At 58.6% G+C, this 23,580-nt stretch carries 21 protein-coding genes and 1 other RNA gene; 10 read left to right on the forward strand and 12 right to left on the reverse strand.

What is annotated here, in order from left to right:
- Positions 1-263: 263 nt before the first annotated feature.
- From RUH64_RS13175 to def, 3 genes are all read left to right on the forward strand, one after another.
- Positions 264-2,879: a LuxR C-terminal-related transcriptional regulator gene (locus RUH64_RS13175; RefSeq protein ID WP_313813978.1), complete on the forward strand. Its 2,616-nt coding sequence runs from the start codon at positions 264-266 to the stop codon at positions 2,877-2,879.
- A gap of 513 nt (positions 2,880-3,392) precedes the next feature.
- Positions 3,393-4,541 (forward strand): acyl-CoA dehydrogenase family protein, encoded by a 1,149-nt coding sequence (locus RUH64_RS13180; RefSeq protein ID WP_313813979.1) that lies wholly within the window; start codon positions 3,393-3,395, stop codon positions 4,539-4,541.
- Between the two features lie 24 nt (positions 4,542-4,565).
- Entirely contained in the window at positions 4,566-5,138 is a 573-nt protein-coding gene (def, locus tag RUH64_RS13185; protein ID WP_313813980.1) for a peptide deformylase, read from the forward strand.
- Here def and RUH64_RS13190 read toward each other — a convergent pair.
- The 5 genes from RUH64_RS13190 to rnpB form a co-directional block, all read right to left on the reverse strand.
- Positions 5,135-6,187, reverse strand: a complete 1,053-nt coding sequence (locus RUH64_RS13190) for a winged helix DNA-binding domain-containing protein (protein WP_313813981.1) — start codon at positions 6,185-6,187, stop codon at positions 5,135-5,137. The genes def and RUH64_RS13190 overlap by 4 nt on opposite strands.
- 11 nt (positions 6,188-6,198) lie before the next feature.
- A complete protein-coding gene (locus RUH64_RS13195; RefSeq protein WP_313813982.1) occupies positions 6,199-6,780 on the reverse strand; it encodes a hypothetical protein in 582 nt (193 codons plus the stop codon).
- A complete protein-coding gene (locus tag RUH64_RS13200; RefSeq protein WP_313813983.1) occupies positions 6,777-7,352 on the reverse strand; it encodes a hypothetical protein in 576 nt (191 codons plus the stop codon). The genes RUH64_RS13195 and RUH64_RS13200 overlap by 4 nt, the downstream gene beginning before the upstream one ends.
- A gap of 192 nt (positions 7,353-7,544) precedes the next feature.
- Positions 7,545-9,002, reverse strand: a complete 1,458-nt coding sequence (locus tag RUH64_RS13205) for a glyceraldehyde-3-phosphate dehydrogenase (protein ID WP_313813984.1) — start codon at positions 9,000-9,002, stop codon at positions 7,545-7,547.
- 185 nt (positions 9,003-9,187) lie between these two features.
- Positions 9,188-9,544, reverse strand: an RNA gene (gene rnpB, locus RUH64_RS13210) — RNase P RNA component class A.
- A 114-nt stretch (positions 9,545-9,658) separates the two neighbouring features.
- Between rnpB and RUH64_RS13215 the strand changes: the two genes are divergently transcribed.
- Positions 9,659-10,462, forward strand: a complete 804-nt coding sequence (locus RUH64_RS13215; protein ID WP_313813985.1) for a peroxide stress protein YaaA — start codon at positions 9,659-9,661, stop codon at positions 10,460-10,462.
- Between the two features lie 70 nt (positions 10,463-10,532).
- On the opposite strand, the gene RUH64_RS13220 is transcribed toward RUH64_RS13215, so the two are convergent.
- Positions 10,533-10,913: a VOC family protein gene (locus tag RUH64_RS13220; RefSeq protein WP_313813987.1), complete on the reverse strand. Its 381-nt coding sequence runs from the start codon at positions 10,911-10,913 to the stop codon at positions 10,533-10,535.
- 11 nt (positions 10,914-10,924) lie between these two features.
- Positions 10,925-11,878 carry a Nif3-like dinuclear metal center hexameric protein gene (locus RUH64_RS13225; RefSeq protein ID WP_313813989.1) on the reverse strand — a complete coding sequence of 318 codons (954 nt, stop codon included), beginning with the start codon at positions 11,876-11,878 and terminating at the stop codon, positions 10,925-10,927.
- 38 nt (positions 11,879-11,916) lie between these two features.
- Here RUH64_RS13225 and msrA point away from each other — a divergent pair, with 38 nt between their 5' ends.
- From msrA to epsC, 3 genes are all read left to right on the forward strand, one after another.
- Entirely contained in the window at positions 11,917-12,537 is a 621-nt protein-coding gene (gene msrA / locus RUH64_RS13230; protein WP_396276028.1) for a peptide-methionine (S)-S-oxide reductase MsrA, read from the forward strand.
- A 131-nt stretch (positions 12,538-12,668) separates the two neighbouring features.
- Positions 12,669-13,604 (forward strand): cysteine synthase A, encoded by a 936-nt coding sequence (gene cysK / locus RUH64_RS13235; protein ID WP_313813994.1) that lies wholly within the window; start codon positions 12,669-12,671, stop codon positions 13,602-13,604.
- A gap of 167 nt (positions 13,605-13,771) precedes the next feature.
- Positions 13,772-14,356: a serine O-acetyltransferase EpsC gene (gene epsC, locus RUH64_RS13240; RefSeq protein ID WP_313813995.1), complete on the forward strand. Its 585-nt coding sequence runs from the start codon at positions 13,772-13,774 to the stop codon at positions 14,354-14,356.
- 233 nt (positions 14,357-14,589) lie between these two features.
- Here the strand turns inward: epsC and RUH64_RS13245 are convergent, their stop codons facing one another.
- The gene (locus tag RUH64_RS13245; RefSeq protein WP_313813996.1) at positions 14,590-15,870 is read right to left on the reverse strand and encodes a dicarboxylate/amino acid:cation symporter; all 1,281 of its coding nucleotides are present in this window, start codon (positions 15,868-15,870) and stop codon (positions 14,590-14,592) included.
- A 442-nt stretch (positions 15,871-16,312) separates the two neighbouring features.
- Between RUH64_RS13245 and RUH64_RS13250 the strand changes: the two genes are divergently transcribed.
- Together RUH64_RS13250 and RUH64_RS13255 are read left to right on the forward strand one after the other, a co-directional pair.
- The gene (locus tag RUH64_RS13250; protein WP_313813998.1) at positions 16,313-18,577 is read left to right on the forward strand and encodes an excinuclease ABC subunit UvrA; all 2,265 of its coding nucleotides are present in this window, start codon (positions 16,313-16,315) and stop codon (positions 18,575-18,577) included.
- On the forward strand, positions 18,574-19,074 hold the full coding sequence (locus RUH64_RS13255; protein WP_313814000.1) for a GNAT family N-acetyltransferase: 501 nt from the start codon (positions 18,574-18,576) through the stop codon (positions 19,072-19,074). Before RUH64_RS13250 ends, RUH64_RS13255 begins: the two co-directional genes overlap by 4 nt.
- An 18-nt stretch (positions 19,075-19,092) precedes the next feature.
- Here RUH64_RS13255 and RUH64_RS13260 read toward each other — a convergent pair whose 3' ends face one another.
- The 4 genes from RUH64_RS13260 to RUH64_RS13275 form a co-directional block, all read right to left on the reverse strand.
- Positions 19,093-20,643, reverse strand: coding sequence for a carbohydrate-binding domain-containing protein (locus RUH64_RS13260; RefSeq protein WP_313814002.1), 1,551 nt, complete (start codon positions 20,641-20,643; stop codon positions 19,093-19,095).
- Positions 20,644-20,762: 119 nt separating this feature from the next.
- Positions 20,763-21,371, reverse strand: coding sequence for a class I SAM-dependent methyltransferase (locus RUH64_RS13265; protein WP_313814004.1), 609 nt, complete (start codon positions 21,369-21,371; stop codon positions 20,763-20,765).
- Between the two features lie 45 nt (positions 21,372-21,416).
- Entirely contained in the window at positions 21,417-22,424 is a 1,008-nt protein-coding gene (locus tag RUH64_RS13270; protein WP_313814006.1) for an NADP-dependent oxidoreductase, read from the reverse strand.
- A gap of 56 nt (positions 22,425-22,480) precedes the next feature.
- A complete protein-coding gene (locus RUH64_RS13275; protein WP_313814008.1) occupies positions 22,481-22,867 on the reverse strand; it encodes a DUF1304 domain-containing protein in 387 nt (128 codons plus the stop codon).
- Between the two features lie 99 nt (positions 22,868-22,966).
- Here RUH64_RS13275 and RUH64_RS13280 point away from each other — a divergent pair, with 99 nt between their 5' ends.
- A complete protein-coding gene (locus tag RUH64_RS13280) occupies positions 22,967-23,578 on the forward strand; it encodes a TetR/AcrR family transcriptional regulator (RefSeq protein ID WP_313814010.1) in 612 nt (203 codons plus the stop codon).
- Positions 23,579-23,580 lie beyond the last annotated feature (2 nt).

Below are 23,580 nucleotides of genomic sequence, written 5' to 3' on the forward strand. Positions count from 1 at the left end.
TGCTCGGTTAGTACCCCGTATTGCCGCCAGCCGCGAACTCCTCGTCCATGATTTTGGCATGCGGAAGGTCACAGCACCCTGAGAACGCCATGGGTCGCTGTACCCAGCTAATTCCTATACCGTAGTCGAAGCGTTCACGGCACATACCTTCAAAAGAAGCGCATTATTTACGGTTTCGAGATTCGTGTAAACCTCTCGGGGTACCTAGATTGTGGAAGTTCGATACTTGACCAGATTCACCTGAAAAGTCGATCATTAGAAATATGACCGGTTTCACGCCCGCCCATAAACCCATCTTTCCTTCGCGGCAAGATGCACTAAATCAAGCCATCGAGGCTTCTGAGCATGGCGGCACGATATTTATCGTTGGTGATCTCGGTCTGGGGCGCACTACCTTTACTTTGCAGTTAATCGATAGGCTTCAGGAAAATTTTCATTGGATTCTTGCCGCCCGAGCATTGAAGGACGTAGCTTTTTCGACTCTTAGCCTCATTGCTTCCCAGATTCCGAATGGACCCACCGGAGCCTCACCCATTGAACTTGTCACAGGATTGGGACAAGTCACACAAAATTCTCAATTTCGGATACTTGTCGACCACGCTGAATTCGTCGATGAACAGAGCGCTGCCGTGATTAAGCAGCTTTCCGCTTCGCGCAACATCCAATTGATCCTTGGAACGACCTCAGTGAAGTCACTACCTGAAGAGTTGCGCTCCATGCTCACGTTTCCAGATTGTCTTCGAATCGACCTTAAGCCACTGACATCAAATGATGCCGATCTGCTGTTGACCGAGCTGCTCGGCGGTCCGGTTACCCCCAGCACCACTGCCGCATTATTGGAAATGTCTACAGGCCATGTATTGCTCCTTCGAGAGCTCGCACTAGATGCCAGAAACGCCGGAGCCTTGTCGTTTCAAGGCAATTACTGGACGTTGGACCTGCAGTGGTTGCCATATGGCTCCCGCACCTCGGATCTTGTCGACTCACGTCTCAACAGCCAGACCGGGAACGTCCGCGAGTTCATTGAACAGCTGGCGGTCACCGGCCCCCTCCAGATGGACATGGCGCTAGAACTGGTTGGAGATGTAGTCTTCGATGCCTTCGACTCAGGGTTGGCTGTGCAAAATTTCATCTCAGAGAATCCGGCTACCGGCGAGCGCTCATCGTTGGTACAGCTGGGACCGGGTCTATCGCCTCAACTCGTTCTGAGTACACTCGATTCACCAACTTTGCGCCGTCATTTAATCACCATTGAGAAGCGCTTGCCTTGGGCGTGCCTTGATGCGTCGTTTAGGAGCAGGTACTCTCGGCATCGTTTGGAAATGGGGCTGGAGGTTCCCCCCAAGGAGTTGCTTGCCGATACCATACAGGCAGCTCAGTCGCGGCAGTTCAGCAGGGTTCTTGCACTGACAGACTTGTTGGGACGCCAGAAGTTTGAGTCCAAGGATTTATTGGAGCAGTTACTGATCGCGCGAGCGGATGCTCTGTACGAGCTGCGGCAGCCTGAGGCAGCTTTGGCGTTGTTGAAGGAGCATTTAGATTCTGGAGGGCCGGAGCTTAGGTTTGTAGCCGCGAAGATCGCGTATGCGAGTTTGGGTAAGACCGAAGCAGCCGAGCAAATTCTTGCACCTCGATCTGGCGACCCGGTGTCCGTTGAAGCATATTTGCTGCTGATTCGTTCCCGTAGCAACCAGGTGGTTGACCTTTCTGCGCTGGAAAGGTATTCACAGTTGAGCGAGTTGAGCGCCGAGGGGCGCATGGCGTTCTTGGCACATTTACTGATTGAGCGAGCCTATGGTGGAAACGCCGAGGATTCCATGACCGAGTTCTTAGGTTGCGCCAATGGCGCTCAGTGGTCTGCTCTGCCGGCATCTGTTCGTTCGGAATTGATCTTTTCTTTGCCGTCGTTGACTTTTGCCTTGGGCGTTGCCCCTTCGAGTATGATTTCGGTGGCTGGCGAGCTGGGGGCTGATCAGACTGCGCCGAATCATGGGAATGTCATGATCAGTTCTGGCTTGAGTCTTTTGGAATGCGGTTATGGTGCCCAGGCTTTGGACGTGTTTGAACAGGCGCTGAGCTTCACGTCTGTCAACGATACGTATCTGTTGCAGGGATTTGTCGCCCTACTAGCTGCTAGGGCTTCAACAATGCTTGGCGATGAGGATCGGGCTAAACGCTACCTTGAACTCTCGCGTGCACAACCTGCGTTTTCCGGGCAGATTGTTCGACCGGCGGTCCAGGTGGGACTTGTTTCGGTTTTGGCATTTTTGGAAGGCAGGGACAGCGCACTACGTGAGTTCGAGCGTCAGATGGCCCAAGCCAGGCTCTTCGGACGTAAGTATTTGATGATGAGGTTGCATTTTGAGGCTTGGCAGTGCGGTTTATCTGAGGATCTCTCCATGATTTCTGCGGCAGCGGCTGAAGTGCAGGGTCCTCTTGCAAAGCTGCTTGCTGGGTACGAGTCCGCGCTGTGCGATCCTTCCGAGCAGAGTATTGGTTCATTGGTAAAGGGGCATATTGAGGCAGAGCACGTTTTATTTGCTGCTCAGCTGGCAAATAAGGGTGCTGAGCGAGCCAGGGCATTGGGCAGGCGTTCGGTGTCTGCACACCTATTGAATTTATCTCTGGATTTGGCTCAACCGTTGATCGGAGTGAATACGGCTGCACTTGGCAGGGGGCGAATTGACCAGTCCGTATTGACTGAGCGTGAATACGCAACGTGCGCCCTCGCTGCTGCCGGCGCAAGCAACCAGGCAATCTCCGAGAAGCTCTTTCTTTCTACCCGCACGGTTGAGGGCCACCTTCAGCGCTCTTACACCAAGCTGGGTATTACCGACCGTCGACAGTTGATTCCAGACTTGAAGGTCGGGCAGCGCTAGTGCCTGAACAGCGCAGTACCTATTTCTAGGTAGTGCGCTACCTAAGCAGGTCGTTTTCTCTGTACCTGTCGGACCCAGTGCTTAGAATTAGGTTGTTCGATCAAGCTCTGCGAAGGGGTTCTTGGGGGAATCCCAGTAGCCGTCGGGCCTAGTCGGGAATGAATCTTTGTTTCACTCGCAACGATGCATAGATTTTCTTGGCCGATACCGTCAAGATGCCAGCGTTATCGCTGGCATCTTGTCGTTAAGTTATATTGCGATATATGGCAACCAGCATTCGAACGTATTTTCGAATGGTGTGTTGATTTGGGTCTAACCCCGTGTTTTTTGAGACTCAATACTTCAAAAATGACGTGTGAGCGGCTCAGCGCACGGTAAATAGGCGTGGGTTGCCAATTGAGACCATAATGGGATGTAGTCGGTCAGCAGGCTAATGACCCCGTCAGCGACTGTAGAAGTTCTATTTTTCGAAGTGGCAACGTCCACTAACCAAACCCCGAAAGGTACGACCCTGTGAAGCGCGCGCTTTTTGAAGAAGATCACGAACAGTTCCGCGAACTGGCGTCCGAGTTCAACTCACGGCAGATTGCTGGCAAGTACGCTCAGTGGGAGAAGGACCACCAGATCCCCCGAGAGGTTTGGCAGGCTGCAGGCGAAAACGGCCTGCTTGGATTGGCTGTTCCTGAAGAGTTCGGCGGGATGGGCATCGATGACTACCGCTTCCGCGTAGTCCTTGATGAGGAGTTCGTCCGTTCGGGCCACCTCGCTGTTGCGCTGGCGTTGCACCTGCACGATGATCTGGTTCTGCCTTACCTTCTGACCTACGGCTCGGAGGACCTGAAGTCCCGGTGGCTTCCGCGATTCGTCGACGGATCAACGGTCACTTCATGTGCCTTTACCGAACCGGGTGCCGGTTCTGATTTACGTGGGGTGCGCACGAAGGCCGTACGCGATGGTGATGACTGGCTGATCAGTGGCCAGAAGACTTTTATTGGCAATGGAGCCTACGGTGACGCAGCGCTGGTCTTAGCCCGCACCGACGGGGAGACTTCTCGCGGCGGGGCCGAATCATTTAGCCTGTTTATCGTTGAGCGGTCCGAAGGCTATTCAAACGGTCAGCCTTTCGACAAAATGGGGCTTCGTGCTTCGGATACAGCGGAATTGTTCTTTGACGAGGTTCGTGTATCGGATGCAGACCGCATCGGTGAGGTTGGCCAGGGTCTTGCCTACATCAAGGCGCAGCTACCGCAGGCACGCCTTGCCATTGCCGTGGCCGCGGCGGCCATCGGCACCGCTGCTTTTGAGCAGGCTCTCGAGCATGCCACCAACCGTTCTACCTTTGGCCAGGTGCTCACCGAGTATCAGAACACCCGTTTTGAGCTGGCTGACCTGAAAACTGAGTCGCATGTCACCCAGTCATTTGTCGACCGCGCGGTGCTGGCATTCAATGAGGGTGAACTGGCTGAGCAGGAAGCGGCAGAAGTTAAGCTTTGGGCTAGTGAAAGTGCGAAAAGGCTGACCGATCGGGCGCTACAGTTACATGGTGGCTATGGCTACATCATGGAGTACCCGATCGCCCAGTCGTTCACGGCATCTCGGCTGCTCACCATTTTCGGTGGCACAAGTGAGATCATGCGTGAAACTATTGGTCGAGGACTCTAAGCACTTTCGAAAGGACCCGATCACGTGCCTATTCGGCAGATCACCGTATACGGAGAACCAGTACTGCATCGTCGCGCGGTGGAGGTGACTGAATTTGACGCCGAGTTGCGCCAGCTGGTCGCGGACATGCACCTGACCATGGACGCCGCACACGGCGTGGGACTTGCTGCACCGCAGATCGGCATTGGGCTGCGTTTGTTCACCTACGTCTACGCAGATCAGAACGATGCTCCGGAACGCGGTGTAGTGATCAATCCGAAGCTGACCCTGTCCAAGGTGTCGCAGGCGGCCCCGGACGTTGATGAGGAGTCAGAGGGCTGCTTGTCGGTACCCGGATTGAACTACCCACTGAAGCGCGCGGAGTACGCCAAGGTGGAAGGTTTCGACGAGTTCGGAACCCCGATCTCTTTCGAGGCCCACGGCTGGTTTGCCCGCATCATGCAGCATGAATACGACCACTTGGACGGGTTCCTCTACGTGGACAAGCTGCAGCCTCGCTGGGACAAGCGGTGGAACAAGGCAAAGAAGTCACTGGGTTGGGGCGTTCCAGGTAATACCTGGCTGCCCGGGACCGATGAGGACCCGTTCGGACACTAGCTCCTAAAACTCAGATACCGCTGATGCAGCGCCGCACCGATCGAATCGGTGGGCGCTGCATTTGCGTTCCAGAGGTTCTCTGCCCGGCCTGCACGCAGCCAGAACGCCTTCACCATCCCGTTGCTGCCCGGCCCGATCTGGGCACGCAATTCGTCGTCGGCAACCCTGCTTCGATCTGAATATGAGAGGTAATACTCGTCAAAGGGGCCAAGGAGACGCAATGGGAGCGCCACATCGTGGTGTTCCTGCGCATCCCATTGCTCGACCTGGCTGGTGGTGGCGAAAAGTTCCTCTCCGCGTTCATCTCGTGCCACGACAAGCAGCCGATCCCCCAGTTCCGCGATGGCGCGGCGAATGCTGGTCAGAGTTTGCCCGGTGTACCAGGAAGCATCCCGGGCGCTGGCAGGCGCATGACCGAGCAGATAGCGCAGCACTAATTCCGGGATCGGGTACTGCACCGTGCGAGGATGATGGATCCAGTTCTCAGCCAGGACGAAATCCTGGGCGGTGATTCCCGAGGCGGGAGGAATGGGACCCAGGCAGATCAGTCCGTTGAGTACTACCGCCATCAGCAGGTGATATGCCCGCTGACCGTCGACGTTGACGCCGTGTTCGTGGAGCCGCCTTCCCAGTTCAGTCCGGTTTGCGGATGCATGTAACTTCAGGTGCTCGACTATGTACCTTTCTGCAAGCTCGATGTCCTGGTTCGTGATGCCCAGGTTCCTTCGCTGGGTGGCAAGAGCCGCCAGTGTGCGGTCTCGAGTGGCCTTCATCAGCCAGTGGAAGTCCTCTGCAGCGCAGATATGCAGGGTGCCGCGCATCGTCCAGGCGCGAACTAGTACACCATTGTTGAAGTGTGAGTTGATGTCTTCGCGCGAATAGTTCGGTCCGGCGCGCTGCGCTAGCGCATATCTGCCTGCTGCCAGGTCTTGGGACTGAACTGCCAGCATCTGGTTGATCGTGGTGCCGATGGCCCCCGATGGTTCAAGAAGAAGATGGCTGCTCATCCTCCAACGCAGCAGCTGGGATGCTTCGGTGTTTCTCGACATGTTCATTCCGGCTACTTGGCAGCCAACCATTGTTGCAGCGCCTTCGACAGCCAATCAGGCCGGCGAAGCACCTGGGCTGAAATCACGAGGCACCGCTGGTTCACCTTGTACTGGAAGTAGCCCTCCAACGGCAGTGCATAAATTGTATCCAACCCCGCGTCAAGGGCTTCGTTCATCCTGTCGCCCTGGGCACGCCAATCGACCACTTGGCGCCGCGATAGGACCTGGTCATACCATTTTTCAAATGAAGCCATGTTGATTGCTTCTTCTGGGGACCGCGCGGTCCACAACCACTGAATCGGTGTGCCTTCCTCAAACTCTTCGTCAGCTGGTTCGATCCTTTGGTTTGTTCCCGGCACGGCGAGGGATTCACTACTGCTCGCCGCCCACGCGTGAAACCACAGATCCATCCATGTGGCGCTCAGCGCATGTAGGTGTTCGTCAGCTGCAGGAAGGAAATGCTCTGGCCCCGGTGCGGGGCTGAGTGGCGGCAGCTGAATCTGAGTGGCTATCCCCTTGATCTCGCGTGCATAGAGTAAAAGAAAAATTGGATAGTCGACGTCATTGATCTGAAGGGTGCTGTGATATTTCATTGTGGGCTGTCCTTAATCCACTGGGCCAAGGCAGTGCGGAACCGCTGCGCATCGTTGAGTGTGCTCAGGGAAGTCACCAGTTGCGAGCCGCCCAGTCGTTGGGAGACGAAACCTACCCAGGGCAGCGCCGTGACCTGTTCGAGCCCGCGTTCCCAGGCGGCGATGATCACCGGTTCGACCTGCTCCTGATGTGCGGCGCGCAGCGATTCCCGCTCGTAGGTACCGAGGATCTTTTGTTCCCACCGAGTCAATGCCGCCCCGTCAAAACCCGCCCTGCCGAATTCTGAAGTCCAATCCTCCTGTTCTTGGACATGTCCTGTGCCGCAGGCCAGGATATCGGTGCCAGGGACACGGTACTGGCCGGCGGTTTGTGCACTCCATGCCTGCTTCCACTTCTTTTTCCAACGAACCTCCCACAGGAACCTGTCGGCCGCATCTGGAAGTGTTGACGCTCCGATCTCCGGCAGCGGGTCTAAACCTGGAAGATCAATATCAACGGCGATGCGCCATGCACGGCGCAGGTACAGCAATTCAAGGATGGGACGCGGCATGAGATCCAGTTGCAACACCATTTTTTCGGGCCATGAGGATTGATGAACTGCACCTTTCGAGGATCTCATTGGCTCTGCCGCCTCCACTGGCCGATTTGTTTCGCTGGTTGTGGCCGAGTATTCCACCATCAACGCACCACCGACAAGGGGCGCTTAAACGTCTGGACCCCAACCGCAAGGTTGGGGTCCAGACGTTTAAGCGCTAACGCGTTATTAGGCGTTGACTTCTTCAGCCTTCAGAGCTGGAACAGCTACCGGGTGGGTGCCTGCAATGGTTTCAATCACGCGGACAACCTGGCAGGAGTAACCGAACTCGTTGTCGTACCAGACGTAGACGACGGCATTCTTACCGGAAACGATGGTAGCAAGGCCATCGACGATGCCGGCACGGCGCGAGCCGACGAAGTCGGTGGAAACAACCTCAGGCGAATCGATGTAGTCGATCTGCTTGTGCAGGCTGGAGGTCAGCGAGGTTTCACGCAGGAAGTCGTTCAGCTCTTCCTTGGTGGTCTCGTTCTCCAAGTTCAGGTTCAGGATTGCCATGGAGACATCCGGGGTTGGTACGCGGATGGCGTTGCCGGTCAGCTTGCCGGCAAATTCCGGAAGCGCCTTGGCAACAGCCTTGGCTGCACCGGTTTCGGTAATCACCATGTTCAGCGCCGCCGAGCGGCCGCGGCGCTCGCCCTTGTGGAAGTTGTCGATCAGGTTCTGGTCGTTGGTGAACGAGTGAACGGTCTCAACGTGGCCGTGGGAAACGCCGAACTTGTCGTTCAGTGCCTTCAGTACCGGGGTAATGGCGTTGGTGGTACAGGATGCTGCCGAGAGGATCTTGTCGTCTGCGGTGATCCATGAATCGTTGATGCCGTGGACGATGTTCTTCAACTCGCCCTTGCCCGGTGCGGTCAGCAGTACGCGGGACACGCCCTTGGCTTCAAGGTGCTTGGAAAGACCCGCCTCATCGCGCCAGATGCCGGTGTTGTCGACGACGATCGCGTTGTCGATGCCGAACTCGGTGTAGTCAACGGTGGATGGGTCATTCGAGTAGATGACCTGGATCAGGGTGCCATTGGCGAGGATGGTGTTGTTTTCCTCGTCAACGGTGATCGCACCATCGAACTTGCCGTGCACCGAGTCGCGGCGCAGCAGGGAGGCGCGCTTGACCAAGTCATTTGCGGCACCCTTGCGGACCACGATGGCGCGCAGGCGCAGGCCGTAGCCGCCGCGCTCAATGAGGATGCGTGCCAGCAGGCGGCCGATGCGGCCGAAGCCGTAGAGGACGACGTCCTTTGGATCTGCATCGGTGGCTCCGGCCTGTCCGACTTTTTCGCCCAGTTCAGCGGCGATGAATTCCTTCAGATCTGCCGCACCGGATTCGATGAACTTCTTGTTCAGTCGGCCGAGGTCTACGGCAACTGAACCAACGTTCAGTTCTTCAATAACATCAAGAATTGCCTTGGTGGCGTTCAGATCCAGCTCGGCACCTTCGATGCGGCGCACAACGCGGTGGGCCTTGATGATGTCGACGGCGGACTGATTGATCAGCTTGCGGCCGTAGACGGAGGTCACCACGTTGTTCTTGCGGTTAAGACGTCCGATCAGCGGAATCATGGCCTCGGCGAGCTCTTCGCGCCCGCTCCATTCTTCCTGGGCAACGACAGACTGCTGGGTCACAGAGAATCCTTCCAATTCAGCCGGCTTGCAGATCCATAAAGCCGGTTGGCACCGAGAGAAGCACCATTGCTTTTGCGGTGGCACGGGGTAGCAGGATCATCCCCGTAAGTACGTCTTCTATTCTAATCGGTGCTGTGATTTTGCGGCGAGTTCTTCTTGTGAATCATCTCACCGTGACAATGTGGTGAATGGGATGGCCGATACGCCGGGTTTTGTCCCGCACAAGACGGTGACGGTCATCTATCTACGACTGCCGTTGCCGACAGCCTCTAGCGGTCCACCCGACTACTGGGGCGAACAGCCCTCATACCGTAGTCTGTCTGACCTTGCTCCGAGTGGGGTTTACCGAGCCATCTTGGTCACCCAAGACGCTGGTGGTCTCTTACACCACCGTTTCACCCTTACCAGGAAATCCTGGCGGTTTACTTTCTGTGGCACTAGCCTGCGGGTTACCCCGAGTGGGCGTTACCCACCACCCTGTTCTGTGGAGCCCGGACGTTCCTCGGGGCAATTGCTTGCCACGCGACCGTCTGGCCATCCCATTCACTACTATTCTAGTCAATCTTGAACAAAACTTTATTCATTACGTTTTGCCCGGTGTCATGTTCAGCTCATTGATCTGCGGGTCGCGGTGCATTTCAGTTACGCTGAAAGACGTGCTTATTCTCCTCCCACCCTCTGAAGGCAAGACCGCTCACACCAGCGGCACCCCGTTTAGCTTCAACGAGCTCTCCTTCCCGGAACTCGGCGAGTTTCGCAGTGAAGTCCTCGCCGCCCTGCAGAAGGTGTCGGCGCGGTCGGATGCCATGGACACGTTGGCTGTCGGCGCCTCATTGGCGGGAGAGGTTGAGCGCAACCTGAACCTGCAGCAAGAACCAGCTGCCAAGGCGCACGATATTTATTCGGGCGTACTGTACGAGGCCCTGGGCTACTCGACCCTCACCGCGCAGCAGCAGCAACTCGCCGACGAGAGCGTCATCGTCATTTCCGGGTTGTGGGGCGCGGTGAAATTCAAGGACCGAATCCCTCCCTACCGGCTTTCGATGTCGGTGAAGCTCGATGAGCTGGGCAAACTGGCATCGTGGTGGAAAAAGCGGATGAGCGCGGTCCTCGACCAGGCGGCCGGAAATCAGCTCATCGTTGATGCTCGATCCAGCACCTATTCGGCGGCCTACAAGCCTGCCAACGGCAATGTCGTAGCCGTCAACGTCTTCCAACTTCGCAATGGCACCCCGAAAGTGGTGTCGCACTTCGCCAAACACACTCGAGGCGAGGTAGCTCGATTCCTCCTGCAGCAGACGGTAGAACCCGCTACCGCGCAGGAACTATTGGATCTCGTGCAGGGCAGATGGGACGCCAGCCTGGTAGAAGATAAAAAAGGCGTTGCCCTGAACATCCTGCTCCCCGAAGACCACCAGTTCACCACGCTGAAAAAGGCGCCGGAAATGAGCGCAGTCTAAAAATTGAGGCAAAGCCGCGGTGTAGCAAATCAACCGGTTGCTGCACCGCGGCTTTATCTGTGGCCGCGTTTTACCGAGCGACGAGTTCTACTTCAAACCCGGATGCGTCTTCCAGGTAGGCCGCATAGTGCTGTGGACCACCCGCATGCGGATGCTCCTGGGTGAACATTAGTTCAAAGCCGTGGGCCAGGGCTCGTTTGGTCAAACGGTCGACGTCTTGTTCACTGCCTGCCTGGAATGCCAGATGGTTCAGCCCGGGCCTGCATCGTTCATGCTGTCCTTTCAGCACGTCGGACCCCGATTCCAAGACGATATAGAATTCGCCGTGCCTGTAGCTGATCCCGCTGGGCCAGGTGGATTCGATCTCAAATCCCAGTTGCAGCAGCAGCCAGCCGAGGCTCGACCGGCTGGCGCCGAGGTCAGCAACCCATAGTTCAAGATGATGAAGCACCTGTTGCTCCCTTAGGGCGTCAACAAGAAGTCCCAGGGGTCCGTGTTAATTTGGGACACCTCTATTTGAACGTCATGGCCCAAATCTTTCAGCACGTTCTCCAAGGCCCGGGCCCCCGCCGAAAGCCACACCCATTCAGAGGCGAAATGCGACACGTCGACCAAGAAAGGGAAACCGCCGTTGGCAGCTTCCTTCGCCTCGCTGGCAGGGTGGTGCCGCAGATCCGCGGTGACGTAGACATCAGCCTGGTGGCTGCGCACCGCGTCAAACAGCGAATCGCCAGCTCCCCCGCATAAGGCGACCTTGCGCACCAGCCCATGCCTGTCCCCTGCAACTCGGACGCCGCCGGCAACGGCAGGCAGAACGGTAAATACCCGTTGCGCAAAATCTTCTAGCTTCATTGGCTTTTCAAGGAAGCCGACGCGGCCGAGGCCTTCTTCCGGCAGGCCGTCCTTCGACTCGATCAGCGGGACGCAGTCCTTGAGGCCAAAGGCGTCGGCGAGCGCATCGTTGACACCGCCGATGGCGCTGTCGGCATTGGTGTGGGCGGTCAGCAGCGCCGTACCGGTTTCGATCAGGCGGTGGATTGCCTCGCCCTTGAAGTTCGTCGTCGCCAACTGGGTGACTCCACGCAGCAGCAGCGGGTGGTGGGTGATCAGCAGGTCGGCTTCACGGGAAATCGCGTCCTCGATCACTTCGAGCGTCGGATCGACGGCCAGAATGATCTTTTTGATTTCCTGCCCGGTCCGACCTGTCACTAGTCCGACGGCATCCCAGTCTTCCGCTAGGGACTTTGGCCAGAGTTCTTCAGCTGCTTCAAGAACGTTGCCTAGGGTGGCAGCCACCTCTTTGGGGTCTTCAAGAAGTGGTTCGGCGACGGTATCGCCCACGGGCTTGAGCGCAGCTGGCTCCACAGAAGATTCTTTCTTCTGTGGATCTTGCGAGTTATTTGCCTTGCTCTGCATACCTCAAGACTACGTCCTGCCCGCGGGGATGGAACAGAATGCAACGCCGCAACGTTGTGAACACTGTGACTACTCTCAGCATTCAATCCCCGCATCAATTCACTGCGAACCTTGATATTGACGGTCGACAGTTCACCACCTTCGTCTTGGCTGGCGGGTGTTTCTGGTGCCTCGACGCTGTATACCAGCGCACCAAGGGCGTCGCCGCGGTCATCTCCGGATATATCGGCGGCCACACCAAGGATCCTCATTATCGGGAAGTCTGCACCGGCACCACCGGGCATGCAGAAGCCACCGCAGTCATTTTTGACGAAAGCATCGTCCCAGCCGAGGTCATCTTGGACATGTTCTTCACCGTGCACGATCCTACGACGCTGAATCGGCAGGGCTATGACACCGGAACGCAGTATCGATCGGCGATGTTCCCGCTTGATCAGCGCCAGAGGGACCTGTTTGACGAAGCCTTGGGTAAGTTCGGCACCATATACCCGAATCCGCTGGTGACGACAATTGAAGAGTCGAAAGATTTCTACCCGGCAGAGCAAATACATCAGGATTATTACTCTGAGAACCCAGATGTCGGATATTGTCGGGTCATCATCGACCCAAAGCTCGCAAAGATCAGGAAATATTACGCTGAATGGCTAAACGAGGTCTGAGCTTGATTTCCGGCTACTAGGGTTAGATACGAACCAATTGGATGACGGGGGTTACCGCCTGCCGTCATCCACAAGAATCACCTCGCTTTGTCATGGCGAGGGCGCTAAGCCACGTAAGGATTGCATTCAAGATGGGCAAGATCTACAACAACGTCACCGAAGTCGTCGGCGGCACCCCACTGGTCAAATTGAACCGCCTCGCCGAGGGCCTGCCAGGCAACGTCGCTGTCAAGTTGGAGTTCTACAACCCAGCTAACTCGGTCAAGGACCGTATTGGCGTAGCAATCGTCAACGCCGCCGAAGCATCTGGCGCGCTGAAGCCGGGCGGCACCATCGTTGAAGGCACCTCCGGAAACACCGGCATCGCGCTGGCAATGGTCGGCGCAGCACGCGGTTACAAGGTCATCCTGACCATGCCTGAGACCATGTCCACCGAACGCCGTGTCATGCTGCGCGCCTTCGGTGCGGAAATCATCTTGACCCCGGGTGCTGACGGCATGCGCGGTGCGGTGGAGAAGGCCAAGGAGATCGTGGCCACCACCGAAAACGCCATCTGGGCTCAGCAGTTCGCTAACTCGGCAAACCCACAGGTGCACGCTGACACCACCGGCCCAGAGATCTGGGAAGACACCGAGGGCAAGATCGATATTCTGGTTGCAGGCATCGGTACCGGCGGCACCATCACCGGCGCGGGACGCTACCTGAAGGAACAGAACTCCAACTTGCAGATCGTTGCCGTGGAGCCAAAGGATTCGCCGATCCTCAACGGCGGCAAGCCGGGCCCTCACAAGATCCAGGGTCTGGGTGCAAACTTCATCCCCGAGGTTCTAGACACCGAGCTGTACGACGAAGTGCTCGACGCGGGCCTCGAAGAGTCGGTGGCCACCGCTCGCGCCTTGGGCGTCAAGGAAGGCATCCTTGGCGGCATCTCGGCGGGTGCTGCAGTCTGGGGCGCACTGCAGGTAGCCGCCCGCGAGGAAAACGCTGGCAAGCAGATCGTAGCCATCGTTCCCGACTTTGGTGAGCGTTACATCTCTACCCTGCTTTTCGACGATATTCGCGGCTAGCAAAAAGTGCGGGGTGGAGAATTTGAAAAATTATTCGCCCCGCACCGAATAAATCGGCGCGAGCCACCGTTGGGTCTTAATGGAACCCATGGTGCAGCTCGCGCCGATTTGTTGTGTGACTACGCAATATTCCGCACATGAAACAACCAACCATTAAGGTAGTACTCATGAGTTTTTTCTCCCGGCTACGTGAAGACCTCGCAAATGCGCGTACTCACGACCCCGCGGCACGCAGCGACGTTGAAAACTTCTTCGTGTATTCCGGCCTGCACGCCATCTGGCTTCACCGCTTGGCTCACAAGATGTGGCAGAACCCTTCGTTGAGGTGGCCGGCCCGTCTGTTGTCTCAGGCAAACCGTGCAATCACCGGTATCGAAATCCATCCCGGAGCTACCATCGGACGTCGGTTCTTCATCGACCACGGCATGGGCATCGTCATCGGCGAAACCGCTGAGATCGGCGACGACGTCATGCTGTACCACGGAGTCACCCTGGGCGGCCGTTCGCTGGCAAAGGTCAAGCGCCATCCCACCATCGGCGACCGGGTAGTCATCGGCGCCGGAGCCAAGGTGCTGGGGCCGATCTACATCGGTGCGGATTCGGCGATCGGTGCCAACGCGGTGGTAGTCAAGGACGCACCGGAAGGCTCGATCGTGACAGGCATTCCGGCGCAGAACCGTCCGCGCAAGCCTGAAGAACGTCAGCCGGCGGTGGATCCTGCCGAATACATTGATCCTGCGATGTGGATCTAGCAGACCCGAAGGACGGCAGGCGGGAGTGTTCCCGCCTGCCGTCTTTTTAACATCAGTTGTCAACGTCGAATGGGTTTGAGGCTGTTTCGCGATTCTCGCAGGTCATGTGCATGAACAAGGATCTGGGCGCACCAAGATTCATGAGACGTTGAGTTCGACGCCAAGAAGAAAGACGTGCAGTGGTTAACTGCACGTCTATCTTGTGTTGCTTGACCTGTCAGGCCCAAGGACTGTTAGGCCAGTGCGTTGGATCCGGTTTCGGTTCCATCGGCCAATTCGACGATCTCGTCTTCTGGATTCTGCGCCTGGGTGCCCAGGTTGCCGCGGGTCAGCTTGTTCATGATCATTGCCAATGCGCCGTCGCCGGTCACATTGGTCGCGGTACCGAAGCTGTCCAGCGCGATGTAGGCGGCGAACATCAGGCCCACCTCGACCTCACCGAAGTGCAGCATCTGCGCCAGCAGGCCAGCCGCTGCTGCGATGGCGCCGCCCGGAACGCCGGGAGCCGCCACCATCATGACGCCGAGCATCAGGATGAATGGGAAGTAGGCGCCGAAAGAAACGTCGCCTCCGGTCAGCAGCAGCACTGCGATCGAGAAGCAGGTGATCTTCACCATCGAGCCGGACAGGTGGATCGTGGCGCACAGCGGAACGACGAATCCTGCCACCGCGTCGGCGACCTTGTTCTTCTTGGTTGAGGCGAGGGTCACCGGGATGGTGGCGGCGGAGGACGAGGTGCCAAGAGCGGTGAAGTAGGCGTCGCGCATATTCCACAGGGCCTTGAGCGGGTTCTGCTTGTTCATGGCACCGGCGATCGTGTACTGCACCAGCAGCACAACCAGGGTCAGCGCGAAGGAAACCACCGCAACCAGCAGGAACTTGGTGATGACGACGACGGCGGAGCCGCTGGCCGACAGGTCGAGGAAGATGCCGAAGATGAACAGCGGCAGCGCAGGAACCACGACGCGGCGGATCACTGCTTCAATGATGGTTCGGAATTCGACGACTCCGCGGAACAACACCTTGGAGTGGAAGGAGGTGATGCCAATGCCGATGATGAAGGCAAGCACCAGCGCGGTCATGACGTCCAGTGCGGGAGGCAGCACGATTTCAGTGGCAGAACCGGTGGCAGAGGAAACCAGGGTGACATAAGGTTCGAAACCAGAGCCGTCGCCCTCGGTAATCGACTCTACACCGCCGCCGGACAGCGACTGGGTGAACATCAAACGGGATACAAAGTACGCAAGCAGGCCGGCCGCAATGGTCGAGCCATAGGCGATCAGCGCGGTGATGCCGAGCCATTTGCCTGCTCCCTTACCCAATTCGGCGATGGCGGGCGCGACGAGGCCGAAGATAATCAGCGGGACCACAAAGCCGAGGAAGCCGGAGAACAGGGAGTTGTAGGTCAGGAATGCGCTTCCCAACCAAACTGGCATCACGGGTCCGAGCAGTACGCCCAGCACGATGGCTATGACAATCCAGCCAAGCAGTGGGAACTTTTTCAGCAGCTTCATGGAGGTCCTTTAGGATTTTGAATTCTGAGGGCGTCAGCGCGTGGCTGCGTTTTGTGTCGCAGCGCACGACTTGTCCATGATATGCGTAACCTGCGTTACACCGAAATCCTGTGTGGGCACAATGATTCAGATAAAAATGAAGCGGATACTTAACATTCTGGTTCGAGGAATTCTGCGAAAACGAACACGCTGGTCAGAACCACCGTTCATGTATGCGCAAAAAGTCCGAATAATCTATAGCTACAGTATGGTTGACCGCTGTTAAATTTTTCATTCGGCACCCACCACGCCGCACACGCTGACCGACGCCAAAGATGCGGCGCGGCCGATTCAGGACGTCGGTGCACCAACAAGCCGCCGTGATTCGCTGTAGCACCAGACTGCAAAGTTTCATCACTACGTTTGCTGCAGTCAGCGACGCATATTGCGTAGGCTTGAGTCCATGAGCCAGCACCGTGCAGACAGCCACGACATCATCCACGTCCGCCAAGCTAGGGAAAACAATCTCAAGGGCGTAGACGTCGACATTCCCAAACGGCGCATTACCGCCTTCACCGGTGTTTCCGGCTCGGGCAAATCCTCGCTGGTATTCGGCACGATCGCCGCCGAATCCCAGCGCCTGATCAACGAAACCTATACCTCCTTCGTCCAGACGTTCATGCCCTCGATGCCGCGCCCCGATGTGGAGGTGCTTGAAAACTTGTCGGCGGCCATCGTCGTGGACCAGGAGCGCATGGGAGCGAACTCGCGCTCCACCGTCGGCACCGCCACCGATGCCTATTCGCTGCTGCGCGTGCTTTATTCGCGTTATTCCACACCGAGCGCTGGAGGGGCCGGCGCCTATTCCTTCAACCTCGGTGAAGGAGCCTGCCAAACCTGTGAAGGCTTTGGCACGGAGGCGAGCATCGATCTGGACGAACTGCTTGACTGGGAGCTGAGCCTGAACGAGGGAGCCATCAAGGCACCGAACTTCACTCCCGGCGCCTGGCTCTGGCAGACGCTGACCGCCGGCACCGGGGCGGATCTGGACATCAAGCTCAAGGACATGCCACAGCAGATGCTTGACCGACTGCTCTATGCCGAAACCGGCAAGGTCAAGCTCAACGGCGCGAACATGAGCTACTCGGGGCTCATCACCCGCATCAAGACCACCTACATCCACTCGGGCCGCGAGATCAAGCAGGCCCATATCCGCGACTGGATCGCCCGCATCTCCACCACCGCCCCCTGCTCCGTCTGCGGCGGGGCGCGATTGAGTGAAAAGGCGCGGGCCTCAAAAATCAACCATCTGGGCATCGCGGACATGACAGCGCTGCAGGTCTCCGACCTGATGGAGGTGCTGAAGCAGCTTCAGATTCCCCCGGCGGCCCCGCTGCTTACGAACCTCTGCGCGGTGCTCGACGCGATGGTGCAGATCGGGCTGGGCTACATTTCGCTTGACCGTCCGGCAGGCACGCTCTCCGGCGGCGAGGCCCAACGCGTCAAGATGATCCGCCACCTGGGCAGCGCCCTGTCAGATGTCACCTATGTGTTCGACGAGCCGACGATAGGGCTGCACCCGCACGACATCCAGCGCATGAACCGGCTGCTTCAGGAGCTGCGCGACAAGGGCAACACGGTGCTGGTGGTCGAACACAAGCCGGAGGTCATCAAGATCGCCGACCACGTGATCGACCTCGGCCCCGGCGCGGGCGTCCACGGAGGCACCCTGACTTATTCGGGCGACGTCGCGGGGCTGCTGGAGTCCGACACGGCCACCGGCAGGCATTTCTCCACGCGTGTGCCGCTGAAGCAGTCGGTCCGCGAACCCGGCAAGCCGCTGGAAATCCGTGGGGCCAAGCTGCACAACCTGAAGAACGTCGACGTGGATGTGCCCACCGGTGTGCTCTGCGCGATCACCGGCGTCGCCGGCTCGGGCAAGTCCTCGCTGATCCATTCGACGATCGCCAAGCGTGAAGACGTAGCGGTGGTGGACCAATCCCCCATCCGCGGCTCGCGCCGTTCAAACCCCGCCACCTACACCGGCCTGCTGGACCCCATCCGCGCCGCCTTCGCCAAGGCCAACGGCGTGAAACCCGGCCTGTTCAGCGCCAACTCCGACGGCGCCTGCGAACATTGCGGCGGCGTCGGCTTCACCTACACCGACCTGGTGTCCATGGCAGGTGTGGCGCTGCCCTGCGAAATCTGTGAAGGCAAACGCTACAAGTCCCAGGTGCTCGCCTACACCCTGGACGGGCTGAATATCGCGCAGGTTCTTGACCTGAGCATCGAGCAGGCGATGGAGCAGTTGAACATCAAAAAGGCCGAGGCCCTGCTCGAACGCCTGAATCAGGTGGGCCTGGGTTACCTGAAGCTCGGCCAGCCGCTGAACACGCTCTCCGGCGGCGAGCGCCAGCGGCTGAAGCTTGCCATCAATCTGGGCAAGGGAGCGGGCACCTATGTCCTGGACGAGCCCACGACCGGCCTGCACCTGGCCGACGTGCAGCGCCTGCTGGCATTGCTGGATGAAATGGTCGACGAGGGAAATACGGTGCTTGTCATCGAACATCACCTGGCGGTCATCGCCCACGCGGACTGGGTGATCGATCTGGGACCGGGGGCGGGTCATGACGGGGGCAGCATTGTCTTTGAAGGAACGCCGAGGCAGCTGGCCGCCTCCGGCACGCTGACCGGCACCCACCTGGCCGATTATGCCGGAGCCCAATGAACCATCGGCTGCGCACCCCGCTGCCGGGAGATGCCCGGACCCTGGCCGATCTGCACTGGCTTTGCTGGCGGCAAACCTATGCCCGGTTGCTGCCAGCGGACTACTTCAGTGCGGAGAACTACGCGTCCCGCATGACGTTTTGGACCCGCGCGATCGCCGATGGCAATCCCGCGCTGCGCCTGCAGGTAGCCGAAGATGGCGAGGGTAGCTTGAGCGGATTCGTCTTTGCCGGGCCGCCCAATGCCCACCGCGGCGAGGTGCACAGAGCCGGACTCCAGCTGTACAGCCTCTACGTCCTAGCGGAACACCACGGCACCGGGTTGGGTCAGCAATTGCTTGACTGCGCCGTGGGGACGGGACCTGCGGTGCTTTGGGTTGCCCGGGATAACCCGCGGGCCATCGCGTTCTATCATCGCAACGGCTTCGAGTTCGACGGCACCCAGGTCAACGACCCCCGCGTCCCGCAGATCATCGATGCTCGCATGGTCCGCTCCTAGCCGCGTCCGCTATCCGAGTCACCGGTGCGCCGTTGAGGTGGCCAGATAGGTTTGCGAGCCCGAGTCTTCGGCACTCAGCTGGCTTCCGGGCTTTTTTGGTGCTCCGGCGTAGAGCTGATAACTCTCGCCCTGCTCCAGCAGTCCACTGGTCACCTGCAGGTTGTGCACCGCATTGTTAATGGGGAACGACGCGATGACGGTAGAGGCCTCGTCGATGATCTGCAGCGAGTTCCCTGCCGGCGGAGGGACGTCGAAACTCGCCTCGATCGTGTTCTGCCCGAAGTTCTGTCCCAAGTTCATTGCTGGGTTCTGCGCGCCGTCCAGTGCCAGCACCGCCCGGTCAACGCGAATGGTTCCATCGGAGCTCAGTGGCTGACCCATTCGCGCCTCGGGTGCTGCGATCAACACATCGCCGGAGTCCAGGTAGATGTCGCCATCGCTGTCGATCGCCTGTTCGGCGCCGAGGATCGCTACCTGCCCACCGGAGACCCTGACCTCTGCCCCCGGAAATTCGGGTTGACCGTCGGTCTTCTCCAGCACCGCGCCGGCGGCCTGTGACAGCTGCTGTTCCGCTTCAATGCCGTGCTTGCTGGCGAAGATCGTCTGCCGGCCCCCGGTAATCTGGACGCGGGGGCCCTGCAGCCCCTGCACCGACTCGCTGACCATGACGCTGCCCGAGCTCAGGGTCAGGTTCGTCGCTCCAGAAATTCCGCTCACTCCTGCTGAAATGCTTAGCTGACCTGCATATTGGTGCACCCATCCCGAATCGTGCTCCGCGTTGGAGGACGAGTGCACACCGCGGGCGGCGGCGGTGACTGTGTAGTTTCCCCCGGTCATCGCCACGAACTTGTCACCCGTCAGCCCGTCTCCTGCCGCGCGGACCATGACCTGCCCGCCGGCGATCAGCAGACCCTGGGTGCTGCGAATCCCATCGCCGTAATCTGCGCCCACTGCCAGCGACCCGCGCCCGGTAATAGCCAGGTCTGTTTGGGAGTACAGGGCGGCGCCGTGGTTTGGTGGACCGCCGGGCGCCGCTTCGGTGCCCTGCGTTAATGAATTATGACTGCCGGCGGCAAGTTCGACGACAACTTTTTGTCCACCTTGGATGCTCAGCGCTGGGCCCTGAGACGAGGAAATCTGCACGCCATCTAGGATCAGCCGCACCGCGTCCTTGCCCGACGCATCCACCCGCAGTTGGCCGTCGCTGAGCTTGCCCGAAATTTTATAGGTCCCGGCCCCGGTAATGCTCGTGGTACGTCCATTACTGACCACCGATGATGCATCATTTCCCGAAGCGGAACTGCGCGAATCATCTAGCGTGACACGTGTCTGCTTTCCAGCATCCGATGCCAGATCGGCGTCGATAAATCCGGTGTGTTCAGCCACCCGGGCCAGGGGTACGGAACTGCGGTCCGGGGTGGGGCTCGTCAGCGCCTCGCTTTGCACGGTAGTGCTGCCTGTCACGTCCGCGACCGTTTGGACGGGCCCCGCGGCGCATCCCGTGAGGGAAACTGCGAGGATGAGGGCCGCCGCAGAAATTGCGGCCCGCAGGCGGGAGGACGAACTCACGGGTAGTTCCTTGTAACGTTCAGGGGGCTTTGATGGACCCTTTAATCTTCGAGCCCCCTGCTGTGCTTACCCTGTTTCCCCTGCCAGTTCTGTGTATGAATGTCTGCTGGCACAGGTTCCTAGGCGCGGCTGAGGACCGCTACCAGAAATTCGTCGTTGGGCTCATGCAACTGCCAGGTGGAATACTCCCCCTGAATACGTAGCCCCGCTTCCGCCGCATCCTGCCGGAACTGCTCAAATTCGTAGCCGCGGCCGGCACCGAAGCCGACCATTAGCCGCCCCTGCGTGGCAAGTACGTCGTGAAGTCGCTTCAATGACGGGATCCGCTCCGCGGCGGACAGGAAGGTCACGACATTGCCGGCGCTGACGATCAGGTCGAATTCCTGTGGTGCGCCGCCGGTCTGGGGAAGCGTGAAATCGGCGAGGTTGCCGACGACCCACCGCGCACTGGGGTGCTCCTGCTGGGCTACCTCAATCAGGTGAGGGTCCAGGTCGACGCCGACAACGCTGTGACCGATGCCTGCGAGCCAGCCGCCGATCCGTCCGGTGCCGCATCCTGCATCAAGGATGCGGCTGCCCCGTTCGGCCATGGCGTCGACCATCCTGGCCTCGCCGTAGATATCGTGGCCTTCCGCTTCAAGGGTGCGCCAGCGTTGGGCGAAGTTCTTCGAATGCTGCGGGTCTGCGCGCACCGCCGCCAGCCACTTGTTTTCTTCTGGTCCGTTCATGACCCCCAGTGTCTCACGCACGGTCCTTGCTCTGTTGGCGTTCGGCTAGATGCGCACAAGCATTTTGCCGACGTTCTTCCCCTGCATCATTTGGATGAACGCATCAACGGTGTGCTCAATGCCGTCGACGATGGTCTCGTCATAGGAGATGGCCCCCTGGGCGAACCACTGGCCCATCTGCGCCGAAAATTCGGAGGCGTGTCCCAGATAATTGGCGAGCGTGAAACCTTGAAGTTTCAGGCCCCGGGTAATCAGGTTTGCCATATTATTGGGGCCTGGAACCGATGCGGTGGTGTTGTAGCTGGAAATTGCCCCGCACAGCGCAGCCCGGCCTCCGTCGTTGAAGGCATCCAATGCTGCCTGAAGGTGTTCGCCGCCGACATTGTCGAAGAATACGTCGATTCCTTCTGGAGCCAGCGCCTTCAGCTGGCCCGCCACGTCGCCGTTCTTGTAGTTGAATGCTGCGTCGTAGCCATATTTGTCCTGCAACAGGGCAACCTTTGCATCGCTGCCGGCCGAGCCAATGACACGCTTGGCGCCAAGGAGCTTGGCGATCTGTCCGGCGGCGGTGCCCACCGCACCGGCTGCACCCGAAATGAACACGGTGTCACCCTGCTTGAGCTGGGCGATGACCGTGAGGCCCACCCATGCGGTCAAGCCGGTCATTCCCATCATGTGCAGCCGCAGCGAATTGGGAAGGCCCTTGATTTCGGGGACCGAGTTGAAGCTCGCGGCATCGGCCTGCACCGTGTCCGACCACCCATGCTGGTGCGTCACCAGCGCTCCTACAGGCAGGGTCGAAGACCTCGATTCAACGACGCGTCCCACCGCGCCCCCGCTGATCTGCTCACCGATTTGGTAGGGAGCCACGTAGGAGCGGGTGTCGTTCATGCGGCCACGCATATACGGATCAACTGACACGAACTCGTTGCGCACTCGGACCTGACCGGGCTCAAGCTCGGGCAGCTCTACCGTACGCACCTCGAAGTTTTCGCTGGTGGGCCATCCTACTGGTCGGGAGGACAGCAGAATTTGAGTGCTGTTGTTGGTCATGAGGATGCCTTGCCTTTCTATGGCTGTATCAATTGGGGGTCGTTCCGTGGCGCGGCTTAAAGAGCTTGCCCCAGGGCAAGGACCAGCAGGCCGAGCAATGGGGCTGTGCCCTGTTTGATCGCCGCCGATGACTTGTCCGGGCTGGAAATGATCAAGACCAGGGCCGCCAATGCCATCGACCCCAGGCCCGTGTAAAGCAGCGTGGACCCGATCAGTGGTTGATCGGCGAGGAAAAATGCCAGTCCAGCAAGGACCGCCAGCGCGAGGAAGAGGTTATAGAAACCCTGATTGAACGCCAGCGCCCTGGTGGTCCGCGCTTCACCCACACTCATCCCGAACACCCGACGGGTACTGGGCTTCTCCCACCACAGGGATTCCATGAGGAAGATGTAGCAGTGAATCAGCGCCGCAATCAGTGCCAGCAACTGTGCTGCAATAAGCATGATGTCCGCCTTAGCTCTCCGGAACTGTCGCATACCGTTTCTGTAACGACCTTTCCAATATATACTGAAATAGTCATTACAAAAAGAGGGAGGACTGTGATGGCTAGAACATTGGCCTTCGACCGCGACGAGGTAATCCGCCAAGCACGCGCCGTATTCTGGAAACGCGGCTACGAATCAGCATCTGTTCCCGAACTTGAATCCGCCACCGGCTTAAGCCGATCAAGCATCTACAACTCCTTCGGCTCAAAACGTGGACTTTTCGATGCCGCGGTCAACAGCTACCTCGATGAGCTGATCCGACCGCGCCTGCGTCCACTTACGGAACCCCAGGTGGCACCGGATGCCCTGGATGAATATTTGGAATCCATCATCCGCTCCTTCAATCAGCCCCAATCGCTCCCGGCAGCCCACGGCTGCCTGCTCATTAACAGCGCCTCGGCGCCAATAGCACGCGACGAGCAGGTGACCCGCGCAATCACCGCCTACAGGGCCGAATTACATGCCGCATTCTCCCGTGGACTGCAGGCAGCGAACCCAACGCTTTCGGCAACACGACACCGGCTGCTCGCCGAATCGATCACAGGATTGGTCATTGCCGCCTTGACACTTGTCCGCATCAGCCCTACTGAAGCTACAGAGCTGATCCGTTCGGCCCAAACGCTTTCCCACCTCAATGAAGGACCAGAAATACCAGAAGCAGATCACTAGCG

Source organism: Glutamicibacter sp. (assembly GCF_032154645.1).
Taxonomy (GTDB): domain Bacteria; phylum Actinomycetota; class Actinomycetes; order Actinomycetales; family Micrococcaceae; genus Glutamicibacter.

Coding starts and splice junctions, on each gene's coding strand:
- RUH64_RS13175 (WP_313813978.1), top strand. CDS start 264: ATGACCGGTTTCACGCCCGCCCATAAACCCATCTTTCCTTCGCGGCAA.
- RUH64_RS13190 (WP_313813981.1), bottom strand. CDS start 6,187: ATGTCGAGAAACACCGAAGCATCCCAGCTGCTGCGTTGGAGGATGAGC.
- RUH64_RS13195 (WP_313813982.1), bottom strand. CDS start 6,780: ATGAAATATCACAGCACCCTTCAGATCAATGACGTCGACTATCCAATT.
- RUH64_RS13200 (WP_313813983.1), bottom strand. CDS start 7,352: ATGGTGTTGCAACTGGATCTCATGCCGCGTCCCATCCTTGAATTGCTG.
- RUH64_RS13225 (WP_313813989.1), bottom strand. CDS start 11,878: ATGCAGAGCAAGGCAAATAACTCGCAAGATCCACAGAAGAAAGAATCT.
- msrA (WP_396276028.1), top strand. CDS start 11,917: ATGCAACGCCGCAACGTTGTGAACACTGTGACTACTCTCAGCATTCAA.
- cysK (WP_313813994.1), top strand. CDS start 12,669: ATGGGCAAGATCTACAACAACGTCACCGAAGTCGTCGGCGGCACCCCA.
- epsC (WP_313813995.1), top strand. CDS start 13,772: ATGAGTTTTTTCTCCCGGCTACGTGAAGACCTCGCAAATGCGCGTACT.
- RUH64_RS13245 (WP_313813996.1), bottom strand. CDS start 15,870: ATGAAGCTGCTGAAAAAGTTCCCACTGCTTGGCTGGATTGTCATAGCC.
- RUH64_RS13250 (WP_313813998.1), top strand. CDS start 16,313: ATGAGCCAGCACCGTGCAGACAGCCACGACATCATCCACGTCCGCCAA.
- RUH64_RS13255 (WP_313814000.1), top strand. CDS start 18,574: ATGAACCATCGGCTGCGCACCCCGCTGCCGGGAGATGCCCGGACCCTG.
- RUH64_RS13265 (WP_313814004.1), bottom strand. CDS start 21,371: ATGAACGGACCAGAAGAAAACAAGTGGCTGGCGGCGGTGCGCGCAGAC.
- RUH64_RS13270 (WP_313814006.1), bottom strand. CDS start 22,424: ATGACCAACAACAGCACTCAAATTCTGCTGTCCTCCCGACCAGTAGGA.
- RUH64_RS13275 (WP_313814008.1), bottom strand. CDS start 22,867: ATGCTTATTGCAGCACAGTTGCTGGCACTGATTGCGGCGCTGATTCAC.
- RUH64_RS13280 (WP_313814010.1), top strand. CDS start 22,967: ATGGCTAGAACATTGGCCTTCGACCGCGACGAGGTAATCCGCCAAGCA.